Below are 14,010 nucleotides of genomic sequence, written 5' to 3'. Positions count from 1 at the left end.
GGAATTCGATGGCTGACCTCATTAGCAATTTAGCTGGCATTACATCGCCTAACCCATTTTGGCTTGCCAGCGCTCCGCCGACCAACTCTGGCTATCAAGTGCAGCGGGCGTTTGAGGCTGGTTGGGGTGGGGCCGTCTGGAAGACGCTTGGCGAACCGATTATGAACTCCACCTCCCGTTTCGCTGCCCTCCACTTCAATGGCAAGCGCGTGGCAGGTTTTAATAACATTGAACTGATTTCAGACCGCCCGCTGGATGTTAATTTGCAAGAAATCGCCGATACAAAAAAACGTTTCCCCAACCATGCCATTGTCGCCTCATTAATGGTGGAACCTAAACAGGAAAAATGGCATGAGATTGTCAAACGCGTCGAGGCAGTAGGAGTGGACGGTCTTGAACTAAATTTTGGCTGTCCCCATGGCATGGCGGAACGAGGCATGGGTTCGGCCTCTGGCCAAGTGCCTGCGCTCGTTGAACAGCAAACCGTTTGGGTAAAAGAAGTGGCAAAAACACCTGTTATCGTCAAACTGACGCCAAATATTACTGATATTACCGCCACGGCTGAGGCCGCTGCTCAAGGAGGCGCTGATGCCATTAGTTTGATTAACACAATCAACAGCCTGGCCGGCGTCGACATCGACACTTGGCAAACGATACCGAATGTCGATGGCCTAGGCACTCATGGCGGCTACTGCGGCCCAGCTGTTAAGCCCATTGCCTTGCATATGCTTGGCGATTGTGCCCGCCATCCGAATGTCAATATACCGATTTCAGGAATTGGCGGCATTGCTACTTGGCAAGATGCGGTGCAATTTTTACTGATGGGCGCTTCAAACGTGCAAGTGTGCACCGCTGCCATGCACCATGGCTTTCGCATTGTCGAAGATTTGCTTGATGGGCTATCCGCCTATTTAGAGGAAAAAGGGCTTGCTTCCGTGCAAGAATTAGTTGGCCAATCGGTTCATCGCTATTCTGAATGGGGCAACCTCAATTTAAACCATCAAGTCGTTGCTCGAATCAATCGGGATGTATGCATCAACTGCAACAAATGCCACATCTCCTGTGAAGATACGGCCCACCAATGCATTGGCCGCTATACAGACGAGAACGGTGCTCCTTACTTGAAAGTCGATGAAGACGAATGTGTTGGCTGCAACTTGTGCTCCATTGTTTGCCCAGTAGAGGGCGCGATTGCCATGGTGCCAAAACCGAACGGGCTGCCGCCAATGTCTTGGAATGAACGGCAGGCTGCTATAGCCAATGACTGAACCGAGCTTAAACACAAGCGGCCGAAAAAAGAGATGGTAGGGGGAAAACAATGAAACGACTTATACAAAACGGGACGATCGTGACTGCTTCTGATACGTATAAAGCTGACTTGTTGATCGAAGGTGAAACGATTGCGCAAATTGGCCAACAATTGGCTGTTCAAGGAGTAGACGAAATCATCGATGCAAGCGGCTGCTTTGTCTTTCCTGGCGGCATTGACCCCCATACACACCTGGACATGCCGTTTGGAGGCACTGTCACAAAAGATGATTTTGAAACAGGAACGATTGCCGCTGCCTATGGCGGGACAACGACAATCATTGATTTTTGCCTGACTGAGAAAGAAAAGCCGCTGCATACGGCAATAGAAGCATGGCATAAAAAAGCAGCAGGAAAAGCAGCCATTGACTACGGCTTCCATTTAATGATCGGTGAAATCAACGAAGCTGTGCTCAATGAATTGCCAGCAATCGTCTCAACGGAAGGCATTTCATCCTTTAAAGTATTTATGGCGTATAAGCATGTGTTCCAAGCCGATGATGCCACTCTATTTGAGACGCTCACAAAAGCGAAAGAACTAGGCGCTTTAGTTATGGTCCATGCCGAGAATGGCGACGTCATTGATTATTTAACAAAGCAAGCGTTGAAAGAAGGAAAAACGGCGCCTATTTACCACGCTCTCACTCGCCCTGTCGAAGCGGAAGGAGAAGCGACCGGGCGTGCTTGCCAGCTCGCCTCCCTTGCACAGTCGCAGCTTTATGTGGTCCATGTCACTTGCCAAGAGGCCGTCCAACAAATTGCCGAAGCGCGTAAGCAAGGGGCAGACATTTGGGGCGAAACATGCCCGCAATATTTAGTGCTTGATGAAAGCATGTTGCGAAAACCTGGATTTGAAGGAGCAAAATATGTATGGTCGCCGCCGCTGCGGGAAAAACAGCACCAAGACGCCCTCTGGAAGGCACTAAAAACGGGGGCATTGCAAACCATTGGCAGCGACCAGTGTTCGTTTGACTTCGCTGGCCAAAAAGACTTGGGCATTAACGACTTTACAAAAATCCCAAATGGCGGGCCTATTATTGAAGACCGCTTTTCGCTCCTGTATTCAGAAGGCGTAGCCAAAGGGCGCATCGGCCTTAACGAGTTTGTGGACCTCGTCTCAACACGGGCAGCCAAACTGTTCGGACTGTATCCGAAAAAAGGCTGCATCGCTGTCGGAGCCGATGCAGACATCGTCTTGTTTGACCCCCAAGCAGAGCGTGTCCTGTCAGCTCGTACACACCACCTCGCTGTAGATTACAGCGCCTTTGAAGGAATGCGCGTAAAAGGGACGCCGCGGACTGTGCTGTCGCGGGGAAAAGTTATCGTCCGCGATCAAACCTATGTCGGCACTCCAGGAGAAGGAGCGTTTCTAAAACGGGCGCGCTATGGGGAGTTATGGACGAACGATTTAGTAGGCCAGCGCTGATATGTGGGCACTTGCCCATTTATTCCGCAAACATGAACAAGCGATGTCGAAAGGAGAGGTTTGATGGCGGAATATACCCACTTTCAAAAAGAAAAAGGAGCAATTGATGCGCTTATCGCAGACGGCTATAAAATTGCATCGATTTCCGATCACTTAAACGGCTCCACGGTATTGTTCACGAAAGCAGGGACAACCAAAACCTTTTTAGCAGCAAATGCCAACGCACGTAAATATGCTTCAACCCTTTTTTGTAAAGGGCAAGCCTGGCAAACCGTTACTAGCCAAGGAGGCAATGCCCATGAACACCAATAAGCTAACAGTCAATCACGAGCGGCTTAAACAAACGCTCCAAACGTTCGCAGCATTTGGGGCAACAGGCAACAATGGCGTCACACGCCTTGCCCTGTCTGAAGAAGACCAGCAAGCACGGGCTTATTTGCGCCAGCAATGTGAAGCGCTCGGGCTTGTAGTAACGACGGACGATCTCGGAAACATGTACAGTGTAATTCCAGGAAAACAGCGCGATGTCCCGCCAGTCTACCTTGGTTCCCACCTTGATACGGTAAAAAAAGGAGGGCGTTTCGATGGTGTCCTCGGTGTTGCAGGTGCCTTAGAAGTACTACGCACAGTAGTCGAACATAAGCTTGAATTAAATGTGCCCCTCGGACTGATCAATTTCACCAACGAGGAAGGCGCCCGTTTTGAGCCTTCGATGATGGCATCAGGGATTTTGGCTGGAAAATTTAGCAAAGACGCAATGTTGCAATCAACAGACCAAGATGGCGTTTCTTTTGGAGAGGCTCTGGCGGCGAGTGGTTTTGCTGGCTCGGCCCACCATCGGCTGACGGACGCAAGCGCTTTTTTAGAACTGCATATCGAACAAGGACCAGTTTTAGAAGCAGAAAAGCAAACCATTGGCGCCGTTGAGTGCGTTGTGGGCATGGTTTGTTACGAAATCGAGATTTGCGGAAAATCCAACCACGCTGGAACAACGCCGCAACGGATGCGTCATGATGCACTAACCGCAGCCAACGCCTGCATGACCGCTTTCCACGAAAAGCTAGCACCGTTAGACGACACGCTCGTTTATACGATCGGACGCTTTAATGTGTTTCCGAACATCCATACAGTCATTCCTGGCCGTGCTGTCTTCACTCTTGAAGCTAGGCATCAAGACGAAGCGGTACTGGCCGCAGTAGAGACTGTGATTCAGGAAGTCGCCGGAGCGTGCTCCCTTCCTTGTCAGGCAACAAAGCGATGGAGCCGAGAGACGGTTTGGTTTAACAACAGCCTCGTCGCCCAAGTAGAAGAATCGGCTAAAGCACTCGGCTATCCTTGTAAACGCATGGTGAGCGGCGCTGGCCACGATGCTCAATTTATTTCTTCCCTTGTCCCGACAGCCATGATTTTTGTTCCAAGCCGGGGAGGAATTAGTCACGCTGAGGAAGAATGGACTTCTTGGGAGGACTGCGAAAAGGGCGTCAATGTCCTATTAGAAACGGCATTGAAACGAACGATGCACGAGGAGGCGATTAAACAGTGAACACTGGAATGGAACCGACATTGGCTAAAAAAGACGAGCAATATGTCTGGCATGCGATGCAACGTCCAGGAGCCGCGCCTCTTATCGCCGATTCAGGTGAAGGGTCGTGGTTTACGGATACAAATGGCAACCGCTACATGGACGGAGTCTCTGGGCTATGGTGCCTAAATCTTGGTCATGGGCAAACGGAAATCATTGAAGCAGCGACTGAGCAAATGAACAAACTTGCCTACTTTCCCCTTTCCCTTGGCCACCAGCCAGCGATCGCTCTGGCTGAAAAATTAGCCGCTTTGCTTGGTGGCGGGTTTCGCACCTTTTTTGCCAACGGCGGCTCTGACGCGAACGAAACGGCCTTTAAAATCGCGCGCCAATACCATAAGCAAACCGGCTCCCCAGAAAAACAAAAAATCATTTCCCGTTACCGCGGCTACCATGGCAACTCCCTTGGCGCCCTTGCGGCTACGGCCCAAGCAAATCGCAAAATAAAGTACGACGCTGCTTTGCCTGGCTTTTTGCATATTCCACCGCCTTACGCCTATCGATCAAGCTTTGGCTCTGCTGCGGAAGACGACCAGCAGGCCGCTGATTTTCTTGAACAAACGATTTTATGGGAAGGCCCTGAAACAATCGCCGCGTTTATAATGGAACCGATTATTTCCGGCGGCGGCGTCATTTACCCTCAATCAAACGACTATTACAAACGTGTCCGCGACATTTGCGATCGCTATCAAGTGTTGCTCATTTTAGATGAAGTCGTCTCTGGCTTCGGCCGGACCGGCAAGCTATTCGGCTTTATGCATGGCGATGACGATTTCAAACCTGACATTATCACACTGGCAAAAGGGCTTACGAGCGGCTATCTCCCACTAGGCGCTACGTGCGTTGCCGAAAATGTATATCAAGCATTCGATGGAAAAGGCGAGACCAGCCATTTCCGCCACATCTCCACCTACGGCGGACACCCGGCGTCTTGCGCGGTCGCGTTAAAAGCGATTGATATTATTGAGCGTGAACAGATTGTCAATCGAGTCGAAACGCTAGGCCATACCGTTCTTGGCAAATTGAAACAACTTGAACAACTTTCGATTGTCGGCGAAGTGCGCGGAATTGGCTTCCTTTACGGCATAGAACTTGTTCAAGATAAACAGACCAAGGAGCCAGCTGATGACGATACGATGAAAGCGGTTGTAACCGCTTGCCAAAAACAAGGGCTGATCATCGGCAAAAACAGCGACACGATTCCAGGAGGAGGCAATGTTTTAATTATCGCCCCACCACTCACTTCTAGCGAAGAAGATTTAGCATTTCTCGTCGATACCGTGTCCAGCGTTCTGCGTACATTTGCATAAGCATCAATCTAAGGCGAGCGCGTTTGCTCGCCTATTTCCACATCTGCCTTCCTGTTGGCACCCTTTACAGCAAGGAAATGCATTTCAAATGTCAGCGTTCCGTTTTCTTTCCTGCCAAAAAACCGAGCCAATCCCCGCCAACGATCGGTTCATTGATATTCGCGAAACCAATTCCAGCGATATACGTGTAAGCATTTGTCTCGCTTTCGTCTGTATAGACAGTGCATTCGACACGCTCGTACTCATTTTCACTTTTGCCTTCAGGGTTATAGCCTTCCAATTCGTCAATACGGATGAGTTCCTCGCTTGTGACCGCATAAAGCTCGCCTCTAATTTTCTCCTGTCCACGAAAACGGACAATTGGATAGCCAAATGGCGTATTGTGCATTTCCCCTATGATCCAACATGTGTCCTCCACTAACTCGCTGTGCTGCAAGTAATGGTCGTTGGCGCCGCCTTTTCGCAATGTCCCATAAACGAATAGGAAATTTTTGTTGTTTCCTTGCATCACACCACACCCTATTCTGACAGCTTGCTACTCGTTTCTTCAAAAAATCTGGTATACTTACAGTTCTTCCCCTACAACGGAAAAACGGCCTTTTAATACGGAAGCTTGCTCCACTTCATCGGCGATGGCAATGGCAAAGTCGGCATAGCTAATGTAACTGTTGCCCTACGAACGACTACATCCGGCTCATCATCTTGAATATAATTGGCGCTGTCATCTATTATTTTAAGAAACTCCGCTTATGCCTTTTGTTGTAATAAAAAAGGACCATACTAGTACAAGTGCCAATAATACAACGCTGAAAAACGGGATAATGCCTGGTATGAAGTTGGTCAAAAAGATAACGCCAATCGTTCCAGCTAGCATTGCGAGAGTAGAAAGGGGGTTTATAATAATCCTAATAAACGACGTTCTAATGATTTGTAATGCTTTTAATTCATAATGTACATAAACCGGGAACGCATTGAGGCAAACTAAAAGGTATATAAAAAATAAGATTAGGATCGGATAGTAGAGTAGTTGTAAGAACCCCCCTGTTAAATAGAGAATCCTCAGGTCGACATATAGGATAAATCCTATAATGAGAAGAATGAAACCAAGCTGATTACTTTTGAAAAATTCACTCCTGTAAAATCGCCAAAACGTCTTAAAAATTGGAACCTCGGTATCTCCTTTCCTCCATTTTCGTATAATTGCAAAGATGGAAACCGTAGCTGGGAATATCCCAAGTAGTATAAAGCCTGCTACAGAGAATAGGATCCACAGGATATTCATATACGCTAATTTGGTAATCCAGATTGACGCTTTATAAATAAACCCGAAAGGCCCGTTTAATTCCATTAGAATCCCTCCTACCTGTTTAAGTACAAAGTCACTTATTATCGATGCTCTGATCGGAATTGTCCTGGCGACATACCCACAGCCTGTTTAAACACCCGACTAAGATTTCTTTCTGAGTACCCTACCTTCTGAGCGATTTCTATAATGTTCAATTCCTTATCTCTTAACAATTTTTTTGCTTCCTCTACTTTACATTGTTTAACATAATCAACAAACGAAATGCCAGTTTCGCGTCTAAAAATCCTACTTAAATAAGAAGGGCTCATTCCTACTAATTCAGCACATTCTGTAAGTGAAATGTTCATTCCTATATTCTCTTTCACATGTTGCCAAACCTTCTGAACAGCTATTCGCCTATCAAAACTTTGGTTTTCTTCAATAATTTCAAAGTATAATGGGAATAGTTTTTCGATAAACCAATCTACAATTTCATCCGTAGTCTGTCTACTTTTCAACTGATCAAACCAATTATTCTCCATAATTTCAAGCAGCCCAACCCCTTTTTGTTCAATGGAACGAATGATAGAAGATAATAGAACATGGTAGCTTTGATAGATCAAATTATAGGATTCGGACGCCCTGACTACATCAGCAAACTTCTTTAAAGACTGTTCGGTTAATTCTTGTTCCCCTTTATTTAAATAATCTAAGATTTCCACCTCAAGATCCCTCGGATAAAAAAACATCGTCTGCTTTTTCGAGCTTTCATTACGATCAAAATAATTAATAGGTGATGACGTTTTATACATCCGATATTGTAATGCTAACAATGCTTCCTGATACGATTCGGACGTCTTTTTCAGTCCAGAATACTCGCTTCCAATACCTACTGAAACATTGAGAGATAAACACTTCTTCACTTCATTACAGGTATGCTCAGCAAAACGATTTAAACGAACTCGATTAATATACCCATTTGAACGTTGATCATTACTATTTACTAAAGCAATGATTTCTAGCCCATCACCATTAGAAATATAACCACTAAGCTCATATTTATGGAGAAGTTCCTTCATAATATTCGTTATTGCAAATGTGGTTAACGGCCATTCCTCCCGTAAGAATTTGTACGCCTTTTCTGGAGTAACAACAAGGACAGTGTACATATGATCTTCCTCTATCTGGAGAGTTTTACATTCAGATTGGATCCGTTCTTTATCCCAAATCTCTCCCTTTATAACCTTGCCTATAAATTGCTCTCGTACATTAGGTTCTATTATCTTTAGATGTTTATTGAGAGATTCAGCTTGCTCATGCATAGAGTGAAGACATTCTGTTAGATATTCAAACTCATTTGTTGATGCCTTAGGAAAATGTTGCTTTTCCGTTAGTTTCTTCCCTTGTTGAATAAGTCTTTCTACCGGGTTATAGACAAACCTTGAACAGATATAGGACATAATTAAGCCGATGACTAAAAAAATTAGAACGGTATATAAAATCACAAACTTAATCCATCCAAGCTGCTCCGCAATGGCCGTTTCATTTAACGACGTTACATATACACGATCATTTAGCGTTTTGCTAAACAGATGAAGTGCTCCTTTTCCATTTTCATCCTCTCCGTATATAATTCCTGAGCTCGCCTCAATTTCTAATATTTGTTGATACAGTGGATCTGTGGATACGTCCATTCCATGCTCGTCGAAATGACTTGAACTAAACAGTTCCACACCGCCCGAATCAATAATCCGATAATGAATATAATCACTTGACTCATAATGTTTTTGAAATTGTTGAGATAGCGTTTCTTCCTTTACATGCGTAATTAAAGCCCCTTGAGCTTGTGTAGATCCGACAACCGGCAGTAGCCGAACAAAAGATATATACCCTCGGCTACTGGCGTTCGGTAAGTACATCCAACCTGCCTGCTTATCTAAAGAAAACCCTGAATCAATATCTGCTTTGTAAGAATACTGATTTTTTTGTACGTATCCGTAATCTGTAGACAGAACGATTCCATTCTGATCATTGTAATAAATCATTTCTTGAACAGGCGGATGCACATTTTTACGAGTAATCATCGAGTCTAGTAAATTCCCCTGAGAAACATAATCGTTTTTAAAACTTTCACTCAAAAAAGAATCTCGCACCATCGAACTTCCAGAAAGTTGTAATGAATCATATTCAATGGTAGCCAGACGGTCCTCTGTGCTATCCATAAATGATTTTAATGAAGTCATGTACTGTGACTTTAACTCCTCCGTGAGGTGTGACACAGATAATTTATAATAGATACTGCCTATTAATACGACTGGGATACACACAGATAAAAATACCAACCAAATAACACGCCTAAAGTAAGTCGTTCTTTTTCTTGAGTTTTCAGCTAATCTGTACTTCATGATATTGACAGAACCTCCCATATTGTTAATATAGGTAGCTGAATAACTAGAGTATCACCCTCCTTTTCTACATGTAGTTTTTCACCAGTGATTACTGCATCCGCTCTAGTAAGCGCTTTCATAACTGATGATCGTACTTTGATTTCTACGTTGTGAATAGGGAGGTTTCTAGTTAGTGGTCTTCTTCCAGCACCATTCACTAAATGGATTAATAGGTTTCCATTCTGTTGTTTAAAGACTGAAACTTGTAACCCAGGAGCATGATTTACCTCTATACTCAAACTAGTATCTATTGCATATTTCACAATATTATCTAACAATGTATAATGCTCATTTAGACGAAATTGATTAATAAGCTCACTAAGTGAAAACGAAAGGAATAACACTCTTCCTTCACCCATTTTTTTATGTGTGATCAGTGGAATTTCAGTTCTTTCGACAGCTAATGAAGCTCTTTCTGGAGGAGCACCAACGCTTTCAATTGGAGAAAAGGGCGGAACGAGCGTAGCTAAAACCTCTGATCCTACTTGCGGTTTGCAATAAACGGTATGACCACGATAAGCGATAAGCTCTGTATCTTCCAAACCCTGTTGCCGCAATATTCCGTTTTTCTCAAAGCGAAGATAGGAAGCCATTAACTCCTCTCCCTTATGAGTGTCAGGTTCAATACCTACCAAATCATATGCATCTACGCCTTCCGGTAACCCCTCTACTACAAGTCCGCCACCATTAGATGTATAAGACTTTAATGCAGTCAATAGAGATTCCGTCCATTGCAGGTTTTCAGGTATAACAATCGCACGATACTTGCTGAGTTCATGGTGCGCGAGTTGTTCAGGAAGTAACACGTCAAATGAAATCTGTCTTTCTAATAATCCATCAGCCCACCCTTCCCCAGAAGAGGCCTCATTCCAAACCAAAGCTACTTCATTATAGCTTTCAGCATCTTGCATGAAAGGCTCCACTTTTTTAACCATATTGTTATGCTTTGTCACTACGTCTAGTATACGTTTATCGTGAATGGTATCAGGTATGCCGGTTAGAGAATGCCATATTTGACCTCCATTTGCGGGGATTTGGCAAAGCCAAAATTGATACTCTGCTGGTGGTAAGCCTGTATGTCTCCAATCCATACCCGGGCTAGAGTGAACGATCCCAAAAGGGTTAGGATAATCTTTTAGTGAACGACCAAGTTTGATACTTAATGCGGGTTTCCAACATTCTGGGATGTATTTAGTTCCTAGCGACAAGATATCTTGAGGCTCTGTACAAAGCATATCCGCCGTTTTAACACGGTCATACAAGCTATCACTATACAGATTATAATATAGAATTAAGGGCATACCGGTGTCTATTTGTTTAATCTGACTGTACAATCGATCAATATTATCCTTCATGCATGTGGTAGCCCATTCGGGGTGGAACTTCTCTCTCTCTTCTGGAAGCTCTTCGCCATACAACCTAACGTACTTTCGTTTACAAGTATCACAATGACATGGGATATAACCTGGATTATTAAGAAATATTCCATCTATAGGATATTTTGATAGAACCTCATTTATTACTGGAATGGCAACCTCGTCTGTGCGATATGTTCCATTGATGCATGTTGACATCAATAATGACCAATTGCCCGGTCTGTGAGAGCCAATGACTTGAGGCTTGCCAGTTTGATCTCTCACAAACCACTGAGGATTTTTTAAATAAATAGTATCCTCCGCTTTACTAAAATCAAATCTAGCTATAAAGCGCATATTTCTTTTATGAACGGCTTCAATCATCTTCAATAACAGATCATGACTAGTTGGGAGATATTCATTTATGGTGTGGTTCTGCACCTCTGTAGGATACCAAGCATAAATACCACCCACATTAAACACAACTGTATTAGCCTCCATGTTATAAAGCTGCTCTGCTAATCTCTCAGGATCAATTTGACCTGTATCTTTTACCTGTAAATTAGGTTGAATGACTCTTACGTTTTTTTTCCACCATAAATCTGAGTTGGAATGAATCATTTATTTTTCTCCTTTTTTGTTATTTCAAACCTTGAGGATAAAAATAGGATTACGTCAGAATCTTTCGCTTCCCTATAGGCACGATCGAGCCCTCAGTGGCAAGCATCACTTCGAGGGCTCCGCTCACAACGTTCAAAGTCTATTGATTAAATACTTTATATTCTTCTCCTAATTCCGCAAACGCTTCCAACATTCCTGGAGATTCTTTAATTGATTCTATATAATCCTTGTATTCATCAATGCTAATTTGCCCTACAATGACTCGTGTAACCATTGTTTCCCATTCATTCACATGCTTTGCCCATTCTGTAAGCCAAATGTCTGAATGCAGGCCCGTCATTGGATCAATTGTTCCTATTTCATCAAAATGCTCAACTTGTTGCTTTTTATTATCGTTGTATTCTTTGCTGCCTGATGCACTTTCTACCTTACCCCATTTTGAATAAGCTAGAACACCAGCACCCTTACTTGTAGTGTTTATTTCTTGCTCTCCCAATTCATTTAGTACTTTCTGTCCATCTACGACCTCATGATGAACTCCTTCTATTCCGTAATAGGCCAACTCAGTTATTTCTTCTGAAGCTGTATGCTCTAAATAATCTAGAATTTTTTTCACTTTTTCTTCTGGTACTGTTTTTGAAATAAAATACCCTCCAGATACTCCAGTTGCCAAGTTAACACTTACCCCACCAGGACCTTCTAGCGCAAGGTTTATAATTTCTGGATCAGGCTGAGTTCTTGATATAGCGTCTTCGTATTCTTTATCCCACCAAATACTCCTTGCATAGGATGCAGCTCGACCACTTTTGTATAACTCTTCAGCTTGAGTGAGTTTCATAACCGAAAACTCTTGTGCTAACAAGCCGTCAGCGTATAATTCACTAAACCATTCCACCATATCTGTATACATAGGAGTCAATTGTTTTGGAACTAGACCTCCATCATCAGTAAAATATGGATCCATTGCTCCAAATGCAGCCGCAAACGCATCCGTTCCATCCGCGACGATGGTTCCATGTCCAATTAGCCCAAGCGTGTCACTGCCTGCCGGATCCTCCTCAACAATTTGCTTTAAGGCATCTTGGTATTCATCGAGTGTAGTCGGTACCGGAATATTTAATTCATCCAGCCAATCCTTACGTATCTTTATGCCGATATCTATCCTAGACCTAGAACGAGGTAAGCCGTATAGCTTTCCATCAACAGACAGGTATTTTTGCCAATCTTCAGCGAGGTTATTCTTTAGATTTGGATACTCACTATAATCACCAAGGAAATCGTCTAATTCCCAAAAAGCACCGTTCTTTATCGCATTCACTAGCGGAGGACGAACATCGGGAGAGGAAAGTACTTCTGGAAGGTCCCCTGAAGCAAGTAATAAATCCATTTTTGTATCAAGGTCACCCGATGGTACCCATTCAATATCTAATTCTGTATTCGTGCGCTCCTGCCATTCGGTCCAATAAGCATTATCCATCTCTGGTAGTTCATTATAGAGGCCCGCAAACATTTTAATATAAAGCGGTTCGTCTGGATCATTACTTTCGTTCGTATCTACCGGATCCGAGGCATTGTTATTACAAGCAGCCAAGGTGAGCAGAGAACAGAGTACTACGGCAACCTTCTTGTCAAACATTGTTCTCATCTTACATATCCTCCCTCGTCTTCATTTCAATTTTGATCTAGCTCGCCTTCTTAACCTAAGTTTAATCTAGAATTCAATGGATCAGGACAGACATTAATTGACTGATCGTCGCTGTACAAAAAATGTCCGTTCCTCCCCTTATGAATCAGCCCTTTACCGAGCCCAACATCACTCCTTTTGCAAAATATTTCTGTAAGAATGGATAGACCACTAAGATGGGAAGCATCGATAAGACAATAGAAGCCATCCGGATCGTTTCCTGGGGAACCACACTTTCATCCCCACCTGTATTAATTCCGTTAGAATCCGAATCAATGACCAATGTTTTCACTAGTACTTGCAAGGTCCATTTCGAAGAATCCGTCAAATACACTAAGGCGTTAAAATATGTGTTCCAATGTGCTACTGCAAAGAAAAGAGTAAAGGCAGCAATCGCTGGCATGGACAGCGGAATTATAATTCTTAGAAAGACGCCTAAATCATTTGCTCCATCAATTTTTGCTGCTTCCTCTAATTCAGGAGGCAATGAATCCATAAAACTCTTAATGACGATAATACTCCATCCATTTGTCAAGGCCATTAAGATCAATGCCCAATAGCTATTGATTAAATTTAATTCCTTAATCAACAAATAATTAGGTACAATCCCTGCATTAAATACAAGTGTAAAAATAACAATGCCAAGGATATATTTTCGACCAGGCATATTCTTTTTTGTAAGGGCATAAGCCATGGAGAAAGATACAATCACATTTAAAATGGTCCCCACCACCGTTACATACAAGGTGCTTTTTAGCGCGTTAATGAAACTATTCGTTTGCAATATATATACATATGCATCAAGAGACCACTTTTCAGGAATTAAGTAGAATTCGAGCGGAACATACATTTCAGGATCTGTAAATGAAACACTAAATACGTACAGGAAAGGGAATAGACTAATCGCTGAAATTAGAATTAGGAAACTATAGTTAATCCAATCTCCTATCGTCATTTTTTTTGTTGGGACAAAGCTCAAATTAAAGCCCTCC

11 protein-coding genes and 1 pseudogene are annotated in these 14,010 nt (G+C 43.5%); 5 read left to right on the top strand and 7 right to left on the bottom strand.

Annotated elements, in window-relative coordinates:
- Positions 1–8: 8 nt before the first annotated feature.
- The 5 genes from preA to BUC05_RS07810 all read left to right on the top strand — a co-directional run bounded on the left by preA (position 9) and on the right by BUC05_RS07810 (position 5,626).
- Entirely contained in the window at positions 9–1,268 is a 1,260-nt protein-coding gene (gene preA / locus BUC05_RS07830) for an NAD-dependent dihydropyrimidine dehydrogenase subunit PreA (protein WP_073304488.1), read from the top strand.
- Between the two features lie 50 nt (positions 1,269–1,318).
- Complete coding sequence (gene hydA / locus BUC05_RS07825; protein ID WP_011248617.1) at positions 1,319–2,734, top strand: dihydropyrimidinase; 1,416 nt, start codon at positions 1,319–1,321, stop codon at positions 2,732–2,734.
- A gap of 63 nt (positions 2,735–2,797) precedes the next feature.
- Positions 2,798–3,046: a hypothetical protein gene (locus BUC05_RS07820; protein WP_011248618.1), complete on the top strand. Its 249-nt coding sequence runs from the start codon at positions 2,798–2,800 to the stop codon at positions 3,044–3,046.
- The gene (locus BUC05_RS07815) at positions 3,033–4,277 is read left to right on the top strand and encodes a Zn-dependent hydrolase (RefSeq protein WP_011248619.1); all 1,245 of its coding nucleotides are present in this window, start codon (positions 3,033–3,035) and stop codon (positions 4,275–4,277) included. Before BUC05_RS07820 ends, BUC05_RS07815 begins: the two co-directional genes overlap by 14 nt.
- Positions 4,274–5,626 (top strand): aspartate aminotransferase family protein, encoded by a 1,353-nt coding sequence (locus BUC05_RS07810; protein ID WP_279626598.1) that lies wholly within the window; start codon positions 4,274–4,276, stop codon positions 5,624–5,626. Before BUC05_RS07815 ends, BUC05_RS07810 begins: the two co-directional genes overlap by 4 nt.
- Positions 5,627–5,717: 91 nt before the next feature.
- On the opposite strand, the gene BUC05_RS07805 is transcribed toward BUC05_RS07810, so the two are convergent.
- From BUC05_RS07805 to BUC05_RS07780, 7 genes and pseudogenes are all read right to left on the bottom strand, one after another.
- Positions 5,718–6,134, bottom strand: a complete 417-nt coding sequence (locus BUC05_RS07805) for a gamma-glutamylcyclotransferase family protein (RefSeq protein WP_073304486.1) — start codon at positions 6,132–6,134, stop codon at positions 5,718–5,720.
- 57 nt (positions 6,135–6,191) lie between these two features.
- Positions 6,192–6,299: pseudogene (locus tag BUC05_RS21710) on the bottom strand (NAD(P)-dependent oxidoreductase); the annotation flags it as partial.
- Positions 6,300–6,359: 60 nt separating this feature from the next.
- Positions 6,360–6,908 carry a YesL family protein gene (locus BUC05_RS22035; protein WP_367618631.1) on the bottom strand — a complete coding sequence of 183 codons (549 nt, stop codon included), beginning with the start codon at positions 6,906–6,908 and terminating at the stop codon, positions 6,360–6,362.
- Between the two features lie 104 nt (positions 6,909–7,012).
- The gene (locus BUC05_RS07795; protein WP_073304483.1) at positions 7,013–9,316 is read right to left on the bottom strand and encodes a helix-turn-helix domain-containing protein; all 2,304 of its coding nucleotides are present in this window, start codon (positions 9,314–9,316) and stop codon (positions 7,013–7,015) included.
- Entirely contained in the window at positions 9,313–11,334 is a 2,022-nt protein-coding gene (locus BUC05_RS07790) for an alpha-amylase family protein (RefSeq protein ID WP_073304481.1), read from the bottom strand. Before BUC05_RS07790 ends, BUC05_RS07795 begins: the two co-directional genes overlap by 4 nt.
- Positions 11,335–11,473: 139 nt before the next feature.
- Positions 11,474–12,979: an extracellular solute-binding protein gene (locus BUC05_RS07785; protein WP_073304479.1), complete on the bottom strand. Its 1,506-nt coding sequence runs from the start codon at positions 12,977–12,979 to the stop codon at positions 11,474–11,476.
- Between the two features lie 145 nt (positions 12,980–13,124).
- Positions 13,125–13,997 (bottom strand): carbohydrate ABC transporter permease, encoded by an 873-nt coding sequence (locus BUC05_RS07780; RefSeq protein WP_073304477.1) that lies wholly within the window; start codon positions 13,995–13,997, stop codon positions 13,125–13,127.
- Positions 13,998–14,010: the final 13 nt, after the last annotated feature.

The sequence above is a fragment of the Shouchella rhizosphaerae genome (assembly GCF_900142675.1).
Taxonomy (GTDB): domain Bacteria; phylum Bacillota; class Bacilli; order Bacillales; family Bacillaceae_D; genus Shouchella; species Shouchella rhizosphaerae.
Note: the sequence above shows the minus strand (reverse complement) of the source record. Positions and strands in the feature narration are given on the sequence as shown.